The organism is Nitrobacter sp. 62-13 (assembly GCF_001896955.1).
Lineage (GTDB): Bacteria > Pseudomonadota > Alphaproteobacteria > Rhizobiales > Xanthobacteraceae > Nitrobacter.
Window position 1 is genome coordinate 3,381 of sequence record NZ_MKRN01000179.1, and the last position, 16,529, is coordinate 19,909.

Here is a 16,529-nt window from a genome sequence, read left to right on the forward strand (position 1 = left end):
AAGGCTCAGGCTGATATTGCTCAAGCTCCAGCGATTGCCGCGCTGCTGGTCGTCGACCACCAGCCTGCCGTTCTTCAGACCGATCTCATTCAGATTCTGTCCGTCGAGCCCTGTCAGGCTGAGGCTGTCGAGCCAGTTCAATCCCGCCAAAAGCGTGCCGGCGTTGTTGTTGCGCCCCTCGGGCGTCACCGGCGCAGCGGTCTGGGATTCGCTCGATTGAGCGGCCGGCTGTGACGGCGCAACATCGGAAGGGGCAATGCCGAACGGCGGCGGGGGCACGGATGGCCGCGCTGAGGCGACACCCGTGGCAAGCGGTTTGGCGTTATCGCCCGCCGAAACGATAACCTGGCCGTCCGGTGTGATGCGGACCGCGAGTTCGGCATCGACCAGATTGAGACTTTCGGCACGCAGTTGCCCGGTCAGAAGCGCCATGCCGGACAGTTTCACCTCGGCTTTCGGCGCGCTGGCGACGATCACGTGATCGCGGTCGCGGACGACGACGTCACGAACGCGAACCGCGATACGAATTCTGCCGGCGCGCTCGATCTGCGTGCCGCCGATTTCCACGGTGTTGCCGTGCCCGATGTTTTCCTCGATCGCCGCAACGAGCCACGGCGTCATCATGTCGAGGTTGACGGGGCCTGCACCGAGACGCCACCAGAGCGCGCCAAAGCCGCCGGCGAATACGATCGCCAGTACACCAACGGTGATTGCGAGCCGTCTGACCCAGCGTTCGCCTGCCAGCCAGCTTTTGAACCGCCCTAGGCGATCGCCCAGCCTGTGAAATCCGGAATCCGAACGCGACAGCAACCTGCGCACGCGGCGGCTTTGGACCTCGTCGTGGTCCTCATTCCAGTCGGTATCTTCCCCTTGCGAGACTGGCCCTTGCGAGACTTGGTCGCCGCCGCGCTTTGGTATTGGAATCGGCGTCTTCCTTGTCATTGCCTCGTCGTGCCGGCCAGGACCGGAGCAGTCGCCGTCATCGGTCCGTGCGTCCCTCCCGGGCGAACGCTCCCGTAACGGCACGTGTGCCAATCCGCGATGTAACATGTCACGCGTCATCCGGCCCTTGATGATCGCCGAGCAGAAAGCGGGACGGAAAGTTCGTCGAATCCCTTGTAAACATACCCCGCGATCGGCGGAAATGCACAGCGACCACGACATGGCCGGGTCGCCATGGCATCTCCGGGAGTCGACCGGATACTGAACGCGGGAAAGCGACGAAAGGAAGGCGTATGTCCAAGAAGATACGCAAGAAATCCTCTAAGACAGCGGACCCCAAGCCTGCCCGCCCGACAACCGACGGCCGAGCAAAACCAACCCGAAAAGCCTCGCCGTCGTCCAAGCCGGCAGCGCGCAAAAAGCCCGAAGTGCGGCCGGCGGCGTCACCGCCCGCACCTCATGCCTCAGAACTTGCGGAGGGCTCACGGGCGCCGCCATTCACCCTTCCCCGGGATGGCGGCGCTCGCGTTTCCCTCGCCGACTTCGTCGGAGGGAAACTGGTGATCTTTTTCTATCCACGCGCCAATACGCCGGGCTGCACGCGAGAAGCGATGGATTTCACCCGTCTGTCGAAAGAGTTCGCGGCTTGCGGCACGACGGTGCTGGGCGTATCGGCCGATCCGGTAAAAACGCAGGAATCGTTCCGAACCAAGCACAAGCTGGCCATTCCTCTCATGTCGGATGAAACGCACGCGATGCTGGAAGCCTATGGCGCGTGGGGCGAAAAATCCATGTACGGGAAGGCTTTCCTCGGCATCATTCGCACGACAGTTCTGGTGACTGCGGACGGCCGGATCGCCCGGATCTGGCGGCGGGTCAAGGTCGACGGGCACGCCGAAGAGGTGCTTGCAGCGGCGCGCGGCCTGTAACAGCGCACCATCATTTTCCGAAAATTAACCATGAACGGTTCAAATCAGCCTCGAAGTTGAGCCGACTGGAACCTGATTCAGGCCGGCGCGGGAGTGCCGATGTCGTACCGTTCCAGTCAGTATGCCGAGTCCTCGCAGCATCGCGCGCACGATCATCACCGACACCCGTCTCGCCAGGCAGCGTCTGCCGCCTCGTCGTCGAGGGAGAAGGAAACCCAGCGCGGTTACACCCTTGCCCATGCCGGCAGGCAGGTCCGATTCGGGCCCGTGGTGTTCTGGATCGTCGTGGGAACCGTCACCCTGCTCGGAATCTGGTCCGCGGCCACCGCGACCTACTTTGCATTCCGCGACGATGTGCTGACACGGCTCATCGCGCGCCAGGCCGACATGCAATACGCCTATGAAGACCGTATTGCCGAATTGCGCGCGCGTGTCGATCGCACCACGAGTCGTCAATTGCTCGATCAGGAACAGTTCGACAGAAAGCTTGAAGAGATCGTGCGTCGTCAGGCCGTGCTTGAATCCCGCGCAGCCGCCCTGAGCGCCTTGCCGGATGTTTCAACAACAGGCTCGATCAAGGGAACGCTCCGGAAGACGGAAAAGGACGCCGATGCAGGCTCGCCGGGATCCGCAAAACCCACCCCGATCAACGATACCGCCACCGTCGACGCGCCGTCCGACCTTCGCAAGAGGCCGGTGCGTTTCGAGAAAACCACAGGCCAGGTCAACAAGCTGATGCGGCTTGAATCGTCGCTCGATCGCGTCGAGAGCCGTCAGGTCGCGGAACTGAATGCGGCTGAAAATCGCATGGAATCGCGGGTGCGCCGGTTGCGTGGGGTGTTCTCCGATCTCGGACTCAGCATGGCGAAGATGGAAGCCGCAGCGCCGCGCTCTGGCACCGGCGGTCCTTATGTTCCCGTCAAGCTGCGGTCTGATGCGGATTCGTTCGAGCGCCAGCTCACCCGTGTCAACCTGACCCGGGCGCAGATCGACCGCCTCAACGGCGCTCTCGCCCTCGTTCCCTATCGCAAGCCGGTGGTCGGCGAGATCGAATTCACCTCCGGCTTCGGCGTGCGCGTCGATCCGTTCGTCGGGCGTCCGGCGATGCACACCGGTCTCGATTTCCGCGCGGCGATGGGAGATCCCGTGCGCGCGACGGCGAACGGAAAGGTCGTCTCCGCCGGTTGGGGCGGCGGCTATGGGCGAATGGTCGAGATCGATCACGGCAACGGCCTGTCGACCCGTTACGGTCACCTCTCCGCGATCAACGTCAGCGTCGGCCAATCCGTCAAGATCGGGCAAGTGGTTGGCGAAGTCGGATCGACCGGGCGCTCGACGGGCCCTCACCTGCACTACGAAACGCGGATCGACGGGGAAGCTGTGGATCCCCAGAAATTTCTCCGGGCCGGCATGCGGCTGAACGAGGGTTAGTCGGGAACGACCAGGCCCCGCCTCGTCTGAAGGCCTCAAAGCGGTATCGCGCGGGGCTTTTCGCGATTTCCGAGCATGCCCGCAAGCCTGTGCATCTCCCCGTTTGTGCTTGCAGATTCGAGCCGCCATGGGCATACCGCGGAAACAATTCGCTGGTCCGTGACTTAACCCGATGTCCTCCGTGATACAGAGGCGGAACGAGAAATGACCGACCGACCCGCCCAGAGACCTGACCGGATCGATGCGAAGACCAGCAAGACGGTCGCCGACGCGATCGGCGTGCGGCTGCGGACCGATGTCCCGGCGGAGATGACGGAACTTCCCGTCCGACTCCAGATTCTGCTGGACCAACTGCGCGCGCAAGACGCCACAGCCGAGGAGGCTTCCCGCCCACCTCCCGTTTCCGGCATTTCAAACTGGTCGTAAGTTCGATCAGGCCCCTCGGCGCGAATGACCACAAACAGGTTGCGTTTGGCTGGCATAGCGGTGAAAAGCCAGCATGCTTTCCCTCACCGATATTTCGATCCGCATTGCCGGACGGCTTCTGATCGACCACAGTTCCGTACAGATCGTGCCCGGCGCGCGCGTCGGCTTTGTCGGGCGTAATGGCGTCGGCAAATCCACCCTGTTCCATGCGATTCGCGGCGAACTCCCGACGGAAACCGGCACCATCGCCATTCCGCCGCGCTGGCGCATCGGCAGCCTTGCACAAGAAGCTCCCGACGGCCCCGAGAGCCTGATCGAGGTCGTGCTGAAGGCCGACGTCGAACGCCATGCGCTACTGCGCGAGGCGGAAACCGCGCACGATCCGGGCCGAATCGCGGACATCCAGACCCGTCTCGTCGATATCGACGCCCATTCCGCTCCGGCGCGCGCGGCGTCGATCCTGAGCGGTCTCGGATTCTCGACCGCGGATCAGGCCCGGCCCTGCGCGGAATTCTCGGGCGGCTGGCGCATGCGCGTCGCGCTCGCGGCGACGCTCTTTGCCGCGCCCGACCTGCTGTTGCTGGACGAGCCGACCAACTACCTCGACCTCGAAGGGACGCTCTGGCTGGAAGACCACCTTGCGCACTACCCGCGCACGGTCATCATCATCAGCCACGACCGCGACCTGCTCGACACGTCCGTCGATCAGATTCTGCATCTCGATCGCGGCAAGCTCACCCTCTACAAGGGCACTTATTCCTCCTTCGAGGACCAGCGCGCCACCCGCGAGCTGCTCGACGCCAAGCACGCCAGGCGGCAGGCCGACGAACGCAAGCGGCTTCAGGCCTTCGTCGACCGCTTCAAGGCCAAGGCCTCGAAGGCGCGTCAGGCGCAATCCCGCGTGAAGATGCTCGAACGCATGAAGCCGGTGACCGCGCTGGTCACGCAGGACGTGCGCGAGATTTCGTTTCCCGCACCCGACAAGCTGCTATCGCCCCCGATCATCGCCGTCGACGACGCCGTCGTCGGCTACGATCCCGAAGCGCCAGTTCTCAAACGCGTGACCTTGCGGATCGACGAAGACGATCGCATCGCCCTGCTCGGCGCCAACGGCAACGGCAAATCCACTCTCGTCAAACTGCTCGCGGGAAAGCTGCAGCCATTTGACGGCAAGGTGGTGCGCGCCGACAAGCTGTCGATCGGCTACTTCGCCCAGCATCAGACCGACGAACTGGACCTCGACGGCTCGCCCTACGATCATGTGCGCCGGCTGATGCAAGGCGCGCCGGAAACGAAGATTCGCGCCCGCGTCGGCGCTATCGGCTTTTCCGGCAAGGCGGGAGACACCCTCGTGAGAAGCCTCTCGGGCGGCGAGAAGGCGCGCTTGCTGCTCGGGCTTGCGACATTCTTCGCGCCGAACATGATTATTCTCGACGAGCCGACCAATCACCTCGACATCGACAGCCGTGCCGCGCTCGCCGAAGCCATCAACGAATTTCCGGGCGCCGTCATCATGGTCTCGCACGACCGCTACCTGATCGAAGCCTGCGCCGACCGGCTGTGGGTGGTCGCCGACCGCACCGTCACTCCTTACGACGGGGACCTCGACGATTACCGCCGCGCGGTTCTGTCGGCGCGCGGCCTGCGCATGAGCGGCCGCGACCGCGGATCATCGGCCGAGCGCGACGACGGCCGCGAGAAGCCGAAACGCGACAAGATCGAAAGACGCACGCCCCTCAAACAGAAGATCGCTGACGCCGAAGCCGAGATCGAGCGGATCACCGGCATCATCGCCAAAATCGACGTCGCCCTGGCCTTGCCGGACCTGTTCAAGCGCGACCCCAAACAGGCAGCGCAACTGGGCAAGGCGCGGGCGAGCGCAGCCAGCGCCTTGCAACGCGCCGAAGAGAAATGGCTGGAGGCCAGCGCGTCGTACGACGAAGCGACGAGTTAGCGTTTCGAGCAAAACATAACGGAAAGGCTGGGACGGAAGCCCGCCGCGGCGAATTTCAGGTCGCTGCGCCCTTTTTCTTTTTCGCCCGACGCTCCGGCTTCGGTGGCGCGACCGGTTCCGGCGCTCTTTCGATCGAGGACAGACGCCCCGCCGTAAAGGTGTAGATTCCGGCGCGAGGCCCGTGCAGGAAAGTCAACACCGCAACACGATCGCCGTGCGGATTGTTGGAAAGACTGACATTGTCCGGCGCGCCGATCCCGCGCGTCACGTCGCATTCGGTGTGACCCAGCGCCACCGTTCCCGTTACGGGCGGCGTGGCCGCCGTCGTTGTCGGCTCCCCTGCCGCGCTGTTGGAAAGCGCGCTGGATTCGCCCGCGCCGATCGGCGGCGCCATGCCCGGACAAAGGCCGTCCGCGCTGATGAGGTCGTCCGGCGTCACCGGCTTGTTCGGCGTCAGCGGCGGCGTTTCGATCGAGACGTTCTTGATGAACAGCCTGCCGGATCGCGAAAACCAGTCCGCATCCTTGGACAGCAGGTCGGACGACAACATGTCCGATGCGCTGCCGCAGCCGGTGACGAGCGGCGCCACGAAAAGCAACGACATCAAGGCCCTTCGGCGAAATCTGGGCTGTCTCACGATGAACTCTGTTCCCAACCGATCCTGGAGACTCGTCCGAACACCAATTTGAGGCATGACCATGGCTGGCCCACAGCCAATATCAGAAAGCCTCAAATATTAATAAATTACAATATATATCGACATATATATCGCTATTGGCGGCGCTGCCAGCGTCCCCGTTCGTCCGCCTGCCAGTAAGTCACGTCGAATCCGCGCGACTTGCATTCGGCCCATACGGTTCGCGCCGCCTCCAGGGCGACGCCGTCGTCGCCGTCGAAGACCAGCACCAGCCGCTCATAGGCTTCCGGGCTCTCCGGCAGCGGCGCATTATCGATCAGAAACATGACGGTTGCCCGGTTGGGATTGTGTCCGTCTATTGTCAGTACGATTGGTTGCTCGCTTGCATCCTTGATCCGCCAGGTTGCATGCGGCAGAAACGAATCGTCGCGATAGGTCCACAGGTGCGCGTCGAGCGCATCGGCGCGCTCCTCGGACGTTGTATGCACGACAGCCCGCCAGCCGCGCTCGAAGGTCTTTTCGAGCAGCGGCGGCAGAACGTTTTCAAGCGACATGTTCTGCAAATGATAGAACAGGACCTCGGTCATCGCCGCGCTTCGTAGTACTCCGCAACCAGCCGGTCCAGGAGGCGGACGCCGAACCCGGAGCCCCAGCTCTGATTGATGTCGGATTTCGCAGCGCCCATCGCAGTTCCCGCTATGTCGAGATGCGCCCATGGCGTGTTGTCGACGAACCGCTGCAGAAATTGCGCCGCTGTGATCGAGCCGCCGAAGCGACCGCCGATGTTCTTCATGTCTGCGAACCTGGAGTCGATCAGCTTGTCGTATTCGGGCGCAAGCGGCATGCGCCAGACCCGCTCGCCGGTCTCGAGACCGACTTTGGTCAGCCGTTCCGACAGTTCGTCGTTATTGGAGAACAGTCCTGCATGTTCGGTGCCGAGCGCAACCATGATCGCACCGGTCAGGGTCGCGAGGTCGACCATGATCTTCGGCTTGAATTTTTTCGCGACGTACCAGAGCACGTCGGCGAGAACCAGCCGGCCTTCCGCATCGGTATTGATGACCTCGATGGTCTGGCCCGACATCGAGGTCACGATATCGCCGGGCCGCTGCGCATTGCCGTCGGGCATGTTCTCGACGAGACCGATCGCGCCGACGACGTTGACCTTCGCCTTGCGTGTCGCGAGCGCATGCATCAACCCGACGACGCAGGCCGCGCCGCCCATGTCGCCCTTCATCTCCTCCATATTGGAGGCCGGCTTGATCGAAATGCCCCCGGTATCGAAGCAGACGCCCTTGCCGACGAAGGCGACCGGCGGCTCGCCCTTCCTGCCGCCGTTCCAGCGCATGACCACCGTCCGGCTGGATCGCGTCGACCCCTGCCCGACGCCCAGCAGCGCGCCCATGCCGAGCTTGGTCATCGCCTTGATGTCGAGGACGTTGATTCCGACGCCGACCGTACGCAGCCGGCTGGCGCGACGCGCGAATTCCTCGGGATAAAGCACGTTCGGCGGCTCGTTCACGAGATCGCGCGCGATGATGACGCCGTCGACAACGTGATTGGCCGGAGCGAACGCCTTCTTGGCAGCGGCAACATCGGCGACCGCGATCGACACGTCGGCACGCAGCGCCGCCGTGTCGTCGCCGTCTTTCTTTTTGGTCTTGTAGCGATCGAATTTGTAGGCGCGCAACCGAATGCCAGAACCCAGCGACGCCGACTGATCAGGACTCATTGCTGCCGACGGCAATTCGGCAATGACCGTCACGGCGCCACTGTCGCCATGAATCTTTCCGGCGAGGACGCCGCCGAACTTGAGGAAATCGCTGTCCTTGAGGGCGGACGCCTTGCCGGCACCGACGACGATCAGCCGATCAACCTTGAGGCCCTGCGGCGCGAGGATATCGAGGGTCGCGGCGCTTTTGCCCTTGAACCGATTGGCCGCCGCGGCTCGTTTGACGATTGCGGCCGATGGCCCGAGAGCCTTGCTCGCGGCGTGACCGAATTTCAGAGTCTCGTCGCAGAACACCACGAGGATACCGCGCGGCGCGGCCGAAAACGGAACAAAGCCGACCTTAACGGCGTCGGGCATCAAAAAATCCTCCAGAAATTCAGGGGCGGCGCAGCGTCGAAAACCGGCTGGCTTGTGAAGGGCCGACTATGACCTGTCAAAGGCAACGCTGCCAAGGGTCCGCGATCCCGGATCAGCCATCCGCAGCCGTACTGGCTTCCAAATCCGCTCTCGGGCGCATGGAGGTCCCGCGGTCGTGACAGCAAGGTCACATAGCTGGAATTTAACCATAATCGATGCCCATTGAGGCCCGGCCATTTTGTTGACAGATCAAAGGGATGGTACTGAAGGGCGAGTCAGGTAAAACATTGCCGGGGCTTGGGGCAGGCCTCCACTGGAATCGGGCGCGGCCGGTTATTCCGATCCGGAGGACGGGGGATCGTTCAGACCGATGGGGTCGATCGACAAGTATATTTTTCGGACGACGCTGGCGTCGTTCGTCGTGGTCCTGGTCAGCCTGACGGGCGTGATCTGGATTACGCAGGCGTTGCGCGGCATCGACCTGATGACGAGCCAGGGTCAGACCATTCTGACGTTTCTCGGGATCACCAGTCTCGCGATCCCGGTGCTGGTGCTGATCATCTCGCCGATCGCGCTGATGATCGCGATTTCGCACACCCTCCACAAGCTTGCGACCGATTCTGAAATCATCGTGATGAACGCCGCAGGCCTGTCGCCGTTTCGGCTGTTCCGGCCTTTCATCTATGCCACCGTGGTCGTGGCTTTGCTGGTGGCGTTCATCGCGGCCTATCTCGCGCCCGACGGCATGCGCAGGCTGAAACGATGGGACGCCGAGATCACCGCCGACGTTCTAGCGAACGTTCTGCAGCCCGGCCGATTTGCGCAACTCGATCCGAATCTGACGATCCGGGTTCGGGAACGCCAGCCCGGCGGTCTGCTCGTCGGGATATTCATCGACGATCGCCGCAATCCCAATGAACGGCTCAGCATCATTGCCGACCAGGGAACCGTGACGAAGAACGACCAGGGATCGTTCCTCGTCCTCGAGAACGGACACCTGGAGCGACTCGAATCCGGCAAGCACGAACCGAACATGGTGGCGTTCCGCCGCAATGCGTTCGACATGTCGAAATTCTCGAATCGCGGGCACGACGTCGTTTACGGCATCCGCGAGCGTTACCTCTGGGAACTGATTGCGCCGGAGCCGGCAGATCCGCTGGTTCAGCAACTGCCGGGCCAGTTCCGGGCCGAACTTCACGATCGCTTCACCGCACCGATCTATCCGTTCGCCTTCGCCGCGCTGACCTTTGCATTCCTCGGCACGCCGCGCACCACGCGCCAAAGTCGCAATTTCTCCATGGGAGCCGCGATTGCGGCCGTGTTCGGGCTGCGCATGGCAGGCTTTGCGCTTTCGGTCATGACCGTGAAGTCACCCATGGCAGCGCTTCTGCAATATCTGCTTCTGTTCGGCGCAATCGGCCTCAGCATCCGCGTGATCGTCGCCGGAACCGTGCTCGAACCGCCGCCCGCGTTGATGGAGGCGATCAACAGATCGAACGCACGGCTCCTCCGCCTGTTCGGGAGGCCGGCCGCCGCATGAGCATGTTGACGAACACATTGGGCCGCTATTTCGCCGGCCGCTTCATGGTGGCTGCGCTCGGCGTGTTCGCCAGCATCTTCCTGCTTCTCGTTCTCGTCGACTACATCGAAATGGTCCGCAGAACCTCCGGACTTGCCTCGGCGTCGGCCATCATGGTCGCGGAAACATCGCTCTTCAGGGTGCCGCAGCTACTGGAGAAACTGACGCCGTTTTGTGTGCTGATCGGCGCCATGACCTGCTACCTGGCCTTGTCGCGGCGACTCGAACTCGTCGTGGCGCGCGCCGCAGGCATCTCCGCGTGGCAATTCATCTCGCCGGCGCTCGCGTCCGCGCTCGTCCTCGGCGTGCTCGCGACCACGGCCTACAATCCGATGTCCGCCAACCTGCGCGAACTGTCCAAGCGGATGGAAGCCGAGTTGTTCGGCAGCGCCCCCGCAGGAGGCCTGCAGGACGCCTCCGGCTTCTGGATCAATCAGGTGACGCACGAGGGGCAAGCCATCATCAACGCCGCGCGCAGCGAGCAGCAGGGCGTCCGCCTGACCGGACTCACCGTGTTCAGATTCGACCCCGACTCCCGATTCCGGGAACGTATCGAGGCGCGCGAGGCGACCCTCGAGGAAGGCCGCTGGCTGTTCAAGGATGTTCGCCGCTTCACGCTCGACAGCCCTCCGGTCGAGCAGGAACGATTCGTCCTGCCGACCAGCCTCACTCCGGCCCAGGTACGGAACAGTTTTTCGACCCCTGAAACTGTGTCGTTTTGGCAACTACCGGCCTATATCAGGTCGTCCGAGAGTTCGGGATTTGCGACCGCCGGCTACCGGCTGCAATACCACAAACTCCTTGCACAGCCGTTTTTGCTGGCTGCGATGGTGATGCTGGCAGCGTCGGTGAGCCTCAGGTTCTTCCGCTTCGGCGGCGTGCAAAAGATGGTTTTAAGTGGCGTGGGATCGGGCTTTCTGCTCTATGTCCTGTCCAAGGTAACCGAGGATTTGAGCAAGGCCGAATTGATGAATCCGATTGCTGCGGCGTGGCTGCCTGTCTGCGTGGGCGGCCTCGCCGGCTTTTTGGTCTTGCTGTACCAGGAGGACGGGTAGTGGCTGCAATCGCCGCCCCCCGAAGACGCTTGCGCGCGTGCAAGCGGCGCGCCTCCCCGCGCCGCCGCCGGATCGGCATGCCCGCGATTCTGACCTTCCTGGCTCCGGCTGCGCTCGGCCTGCTCGCCATCGCCTCGCTGGGTATCGTCACAATCACACCGGCCGCCGCCCAGAGTTTCACCTTCAATCCTCGCCCGACAAAGCCCAAGCCGCCGCCGGCTCAGAACAACGGGCAGATGCTCGTTCAGGCAACCGAGCTCGATTACGACTACAACAACTCACGCGTGTCGGCGGTCGGCAACGTGCAGATGTTCTACAACGGCACGAGCGTCGAGGCGGACAAGGTCATCTACGACCAGAAGACCAAGCGGCTCCATGCCGAGGGCAACATCCGCATGACCGACGCGGATGGCAAGGTCACCTACGCCAACATCCTCGATCTGAGCGACGACTACCGCGACGGCTTCGTCGACTCGCTGAGGGTCGACACCGCGGACGCGACGCGCATGGCGGCGAGCCGGGCCGATCGCACCAAGGGCAACTACACCGTCTTCGAAAACGGCGTCTACACCGCCTGCGCTCCCTGCAGGGAGGATCCGAAAAAGCCGCCGCTGTGGCAGGTCAAGGGCGCCCGCATCATTCACAATCAAACCGAGAAGATGCTGTACTTCGAGGATGCCCGGCTGGAATTCTACGGCGTGCCGCTGGCCTATATGCCCTTCTTCTCCACGCCCGATCCGACGGTGAAGCGCAAGAGCGGCTTTCTGATGCCGTATGTGACCTCTTATGACAAATTCGGCGTCGGGGTCGAGGTCCCCTATTATTTCGCGCTCGCGCCGAACTACGATCTGACCCTATCGCCGCGCATCACCACGCGGCAGGGCGTGCTGATGCAGGGCGAGTTCAGGCAGCGCCTCCTCGACGGCGCCTATCAAATCCGCGCTTATGGAATCGATCAGCTCGATCAAAAGGTGTTCGCCGGACAACCCGGCGATCGCCAGTTCCGCGGCGGTGTCGATACCCAGGGACAGTTCGCACTGAACGACAAATGGGTCTGGGGCTGGGACGGCGTCCTGGTGAGCGACTACTATTTCTTCTCCGACTACCGGTTGAAGCAATACAGCGACCCGCTGCAATCGTTCCTCAGCCTGCCGACCGAAGCGATCTCGCAACTTTATCTGACCGGTGTCGGCAACCGCAGCTATTTCGACGCCCGTGCGATCCACTATCTGAGCTTCTCGGGCAATCAGAGCCAGGTTCCGATTGTTGCGCCGGTCATCGACTATTCGAACGTCATCAACCATTCGGTCATCGGCGGAGAGTTCAGCTACAAGTTCAACTTCACCAATCTCACGCGCGATCAGGCCCAGTTCGATCCGATCTCGACGCTGGCGAACACCTCTTTCCTGTGTCTCCCGACATCAGCCGACCCGATGGCGCGGACGCCGAACAACTGCCTGCTGCGCGGCATTCCCGGCACCTACACACGCCTGACCGCCGAAGCGCAGTGGCGGAAGTCGTTCACCGATTCCTTCGGTCAGATCTGGACGCCCTTCGCTTCGCTTCGCGCCGATGCCATCAACGCCGACATCTCGAATCAGCCGGGCGTGTCCAACTTCATCCAGCCCGGCAACGCCAGTACGGTCCGCCTGATGCCGACGGTGGGTCTCGAGTATCGCTATCCCTTCATCAACGTTCAGCCCTGGGGCACCACGACGATCGAACCGATCGCGCAAGTGATCATCCGCCCGAACGAAAGCTATGCGGGCAAGCTGCCGAACGAGGATGCACAAAGCCTGGTCTTCGACGCCAGCAATCTCTTCAGTGTCGACAAATTCTCCGGCTACGACCGCGTCGAAGGCGGCGGCCGCGCCAATGTCGGCGTGCAGGCGACAACACAGTTCGATCGCGGCGGCTCGATCAACGTCCTGTTCGGCCAATCCTATCATCTGTTCGGGCTGAACTCGTTCGCCGTCACGGATATCACCAATACCGGCGTCGATTCCGGGCTGCAGCGCGCGCAATCCGACTATGTAACGAGCGTCAACTATTCACCCAACAGCATCTTCACGTTCAGCACGCGCGCGCGTTTCGATGACGCGACATTGAGCGTCCAGCGCTTCGAGGCCGAAGGCCGCGCCAGCTTCAACCGTTGGTCCGCGAGCGTGTTGTACGGCGACTATGCAGCGCAACCGGACCTCGGATATCTTACACGCCGTCGGGGCATTCTGGGCTCCGGTTCCGTCAAGATCGCATCGAACTGGGTCGTCCAGGGTGCGGCACGCTGGGATCTGGAAGCCAACGAGATCAATCAGTATACAATAGGTGCGGGCTATGTGGACGATTGCTTCGTCCTCGGCCTCAACTACGTTACGTCATACACCTATACCGCAGGAACCACGCCGCCCCAGCTTAACCATGCTTTCATGCTTCAACTTGGCTTGCGGACACTGGGCCAGACCCATGGGGGAAGCGGAGCAGGCGTCCGGTAATTGCGGGGCGTCGGCACTGTGGAGTGGCAGGCTGCGCCGGCTGATGTGAACCCCAACCGGTTGACAAGAGATCTCTAGCGACCGACATGAAAATTACCCTGATCTTCCGGCCGTTTTGCCGCCTCGCTATATTCGCAGTTCTTCTGTCGGCGTGCCTGAACTCGCCGCTGCACGCGCAGTCCGTGGCAGTCATGGTCAATGGCGAGCCGATCACCACTTTCGATATCGAACAGCGCAGCCGCCTGATTCAAATATCCACGCACAAAACCCCGCCCCGGCAGCAGGTGATCGACGAGTTGATCGATGAAAAGGTGAAGATCAAGGAAGCCAAGAAATACGGCGTCAACCCGACGTCATCGGACATCGATCAGGCCTACGCCAGCATGGGCGCGCGAATGCGCATGTCGCCCGACCAGTTGACGAAATCGCTCGCCTCGCAAGGGGTCCGCCCGGACACGATCAAGGCGCGCCTGAAGGCCGACCTTGTCTGGGGAAGCCTCGTGCGCGGCCGCTTCAAGGACAGCCTTCTCGTCAGCGACCGCGATGTCAACGATGCCCTGAAGGCCAGCGGCGGCGACCAATCGAAAACCGAAGGGTTCGAATATCAGATGCGTCCCGTCGTATTGATCGTTCCGCGCGGCGCAGCCGCTTCCGTGATGGAGGCGCGTCGCAAGGAGGCGGATTCGTTGCGTGAACGCATTCAATCCTGCGCGGATGCGGCTCACATTTTCAAGGCGATGCGGAACGCCACGATACGCGATACCGTGGTCAAGACGTCGGCCGATCTGCCGCCGCCTCTCCGGGATCTGCTCGACAAAACGCCCGTGGGACATCTGACCCCGCCGGAGATCACGCGGCAGGGCGTGGAAATGGTGGCTGTCTGCGAAAAGAAAGTGACCAGCGTGGATACTCCGAAGAAAAAGGAGATCCGCGAAAAGATGTTCGCCGCCAAGTATGAGAAGAAATCCAAGGATTATCTGGACGATATTCGGAGATCCGCGATGATCGAGTATCGTCAGGGTGGCCCGGGGAAAAAAGGGGAATAACAAGGACGTTCGCGTCCTTGCTACCGGCGAGAACACGCCCCAACATTGTGAGCGGCGGCATATGCTGTCGGAGGCCGCGCTGGAGCGACCACGTTGTGAAGCCTCTTGCACTAACCCTTGGCGAGCCGGCCGGCATCGGACCTGATATCGCGATCGCAGCGTGGCTCCGCCGCAAGAGCGATGCCGTTCCGCCGTTCTATCTTCTTGGCGACGAGGCATTCATCACGGCGCGCGCCAGGCTGCTCGGTATCGATATTCCCCTGGCGGACGCTGCTGACGGCGATGTCTCCCGGATCTTCGCAGAAGCGCTTCCGGTCATTGCTACCGGCCATCCGGCAACCGCGCGGCCCGGTCACCCCGACGACAACAGCGCGCCGGCGGCCATCGGGTCCATCCGTCAGGCGGTCAACGACGTCGTTGCCGGACGCGCAGCCGCGATCGTCACCAATCCCATCGCCAAGAGCGTGCTCTACCGTGCGGGCTTCACTCATCCCGGCCACACCGAGTTTCTCGCCGAACTGGCGGCGAGCGGCGGCAAGCCGCGGCAACCGGTGATGTTGCTGTGGTCGTCCGACCTTGCGGTGGTGCCCGTTACGATTCATCTTCCATTGCGCGAGGCGATCGCGACGCTGTCGAGCCCGATGATCGTGGATACCGTCCATATCGTCGTTTCCGATCTGCAATCACGCTTCGGAATCGCCCGGCCCCGCATAGCGGTATCCGGACTGAACCCTCACGCCGGAGAGGACGGTTCGCTCGGAACCGAAGATCAGACGATCGTCGCTCCCGCCGTCGCAACCTTGCGCGCGGAGGGGATCGACATCAGGGGTCCGCTTCCCGCCGACACCATGTTCCATGAAGCGGCGCGACGGACCTACGACTGCGCAATCTGCATGTACCACGATCAGGCGCTGATCCCGGTCAAGACGCTGGCTTTCGATCGCGCGGTCAACGTCACGCTGGGGCTGCCGTTCATCCGGACATCGCCCGACCACGGCACCGCATTCGACATCGCGGGCACCGGACGCGCCGATCCGTCTAGCCTGATCGCGTCGCTGCGCCTGGCCGCACGAATGGCGGACTCCACGCATTCGGCATGAGCACGATCGACGATCTCCCTCCGCTGCGCGACGTCATCAAACGTCATGCGCTGTCGGCGCGCAAATCCCTGGGACAAAACTTCCTGCTCGATCTGAACCTCACGGCACGGATCGCGCGAGCTGCCGGCCAACTCGAAGATGCGACCGTCGTCGAGGTCGGCCCTGGTCCCGGCGGGTTGACCCGTGCGCTGCTTGCCGCGGGCGCCAAACATGTGATCGCCATCGAGCGTGACGAGCGTGCGGTCGGGGCGCTGGAAGAAATCTCGGACCGCTATCCCGGGCGTCTCACGATCGTCAACGCGGATGCGATGCAATTCGACCCGCGTCCGCTGCTCGGAACCACGCGCGCGAAAATCGTCGCCAACCTGCCCTATAACATCGCAACAGCGCTTCTGATCGGCTGGCTGAGCGTCGAGCCATGGCCCCCCTGGTATGACGCGATGGTGCTGATGTTCCAGCGCGAAGTCGCCGAGCGGATCGTCGCCCGCGAAAACGAGGAAGCATATGGCCGTCTCGGCGTGCTGTCGAACTGGCGCGCTGAGACCAAAATCCTGTTCGACATCGCGCCTGCGGCTTTCGTGCCGCAGCCTCAAGTCACCTCTTCCGTCGTTCGCCTCGTGCCTCGCGACTAGCCAGAGGATTGTGAGCGCCGGTTGCTCGAACAGGTCGCCGCCGCCGCCTTCGGACAACGCCGCAAGATGCTGCGGCAAAGTCTGAAATCGCTGCCCGCCGATCCGGCGTTGTTGACCGCTGCCGCCGGCATCGACCCGACCCGGCGAGCCGAGACCGTTCCGATATCCGGCTTTGCCGCAATGGCACGCGAATTGGCGGCACAGCGTCGAGCGTAAT

The 16,529-nt window shown here is 62.7% G+C and carries 12 protein-coding genes and 2 pseudogenes; 10 read left to right on the forward strand and 4 right to left on the reverse strand.

Annotated elements, in window-relative coordinates:
* A pseudogene (locus tag BGN91_RS12855) lies at positions 1–942 on the reverse strand (hypothetical protein); the annotation flags it as partial.
* A gap of 293 nt (positions 943–1,235) precedes the next feature.
* On the opposite strand from BGN91_RS12855, the gene BGN91_RS12860 reads away from it, so the two are divergent.
* The 4 genes from BGN91_RS12860 (at position 1,236) to BGN91_RS12875 (ending at position 5,682) form a co-directional block, all read left to right on the forward strand.
* Positions 1,236–1,871, forward strand: coding sequence for a peroxiredoxin (locus tag BGN91_RS12860; RefSeq protein ID WP_292613738.1), 636 nt, complete (start codon positions 1,236–1,238; stop codon positions 1,869–1,871).
* Positions 1,872–1,970: 99 nt separating this feature from the next.
* Positions 1,971–3,302, forward strand: coding sequence for a peptidoglycan DD-metalloendopeptidase family protein (locus tag BGN91_RS12865; protein ID WP_292613739.1), 1,332 nt, complete (start codon positions 1,971–1,973; stop codon positions 3,300–3,302).
* 204 nt (positions 3,303–3,506) lie between these two features.
* Positions 3,507–3,728: a hypothetical protein gene (locus tag BGN91_RS12870; RefSeq protein ID WP_292613740.1), complete on the forward strand. Its 222-nt coding sequence runs from the start codon at positions 3,507–3,509 to the stop codon at positions 3,726–3,728.
* A 73-nt stretch (positions 3,729–3,801) separates the two neighbouring features.
* Entirely contained in the window at positions 3,802–5,682 is a 1,881-nt protein-coding gene (locus tag BGN91_RS12875) for an ABC-F family ATP-binding cassette domain-containing protein (protein ID WP_292613741.1), read from the forward strand.
* Between the two features lie 55 nt (positions 5,683–5,737).
* Here the strand turns inward: BGN91_RS12875 and BGN91_RS12880 are convergent, their stop codons facing one another.
* From BGN91_RS12880 to BGN91_RS12890, 3 genes are all read right to left on the reverse strand, one after another.
* Positions 5,738–6,286: a hypothetical protein gene (locus tag BGN91_RS12880; RefSeq protein ID WP_292613742.1), complete on the reverse strand. Its 549-nt coding sequence runs from the start codon at positions 6,284–6,286 to the stop codon at positions 5,738–5,740.
* Between the two features lie 167 nt (positions 6,287–6,453).
* Positions 6,454–6,906, reverse strand: a complete 453-nt coding sequence (locus BGN91_RS12885) for a DNA polymerase III subunit chi (RefSeq protein WP_292613743.1) — start codon at positions 6,904–6,906, stop codon at positions 6,454–6,456.
* A complete protein-coding gene (locus BGN91_RS12890; RefSeq protein WP_292613745.1) occupies positions 6,903–8,408 on the reverse strand; it encodes a leucyl aminopeptidase in 1,506 nt (501 codons plus the stop codon). Before BGN91_RS12890 ends, BGN91_RS12885 begins: the two co-directional genes overlap by 4 nt.
* Before the next feature lie 370 nt (positions 8,409–8,778).
* On the opposite strand from BGN91_RS12890, the gene lptF reads away from it, so the two are divergent.
* From lptF to rsmA, 6 genes and pseudogenes are all read left to right on the forward strand, one after another.
* Entirely contained in the window at positions 8,779–9,948 is a 1,170-nt protein-coding gene (gene lptF, locus BGN91_RS12895) for an LPS export ABC transporter permease LptF (RefSeq protein WP_292613747.1), read from the forward strand.
* The gene (gene lptG / locus BGN91_RS12900) at positions 9,945–11,042 is read left to right on the forward strand and encodes an LPS export ABC transporter permease LptG (RefSeq protein ID WP_292613748.1); all 1,098 of its coding nucleotides are present in this window, start codon (positions 9,945–9,947) and stop codon (positions 11,040–11,042) included. Before lptF ends, lptG begins: the two co-directional genes overlap by 4 nt.
* A gap of 77 nt (positions 11,043–11,119) precedes the next feature.
* Positions 11,120–13,534 carry an LPS-assembly protein LptD gene (locus BGN91_RS12905; RefSeq protein ID WP_292613749.1) on the forward strand — a complete coding sequence of 805 codons (2,415 nt, stop codon included), beginning with the start codon at positions 11,120–11,122 and terminating at the stop codon, positions 13,532–13,534.
* A gap of 86 nt (positions 13,535–13,620) precedes the next feature.
* The gene (locus tag BGN91_RS12910; protein ID WP_292613750.1) at positions 13,621–14,580 is read left to right on the forward strand and encodes a SurA N-terminal domain-containing protein; all 960 of its coding nucleotides are present in this window, start codon (positions 13,621–13,623) and stop codon (positions 14,578–14,580) included.
* A gap of 95 nt (positions 14,581–14,675) precedes the next feature.
* Positions 14,676–15,680 carry a 4-hydroxythreonine-4-phosphate dehydrogenase PdxA gene (gene pdxA, locus BGN91_RS12915; RefSeq protein ID WP_292613751.1) on the forward strand — a complete coding sequence of 335 codons (1,005 nt, stop codon included), beginning with the start codon at positions 14,676–14,678 and terminating at the stop codon, positions 15,678–15,680.
* Positions 15,677–16,528 (forward strand): annotated as a pseudogene (gene rsmA / locus BGN91_RS12920) (16S rRNA (adenine(1518)-N(6)/adenine(1519)-N(6))-dimethyltransferase RsmA). The gene pdxA and the pseudogene rsmA overlap by 4 nt, the downstream one beginning before the upstream one ends.
* Position 16,529: the final 1 nt, after the last annotated feature.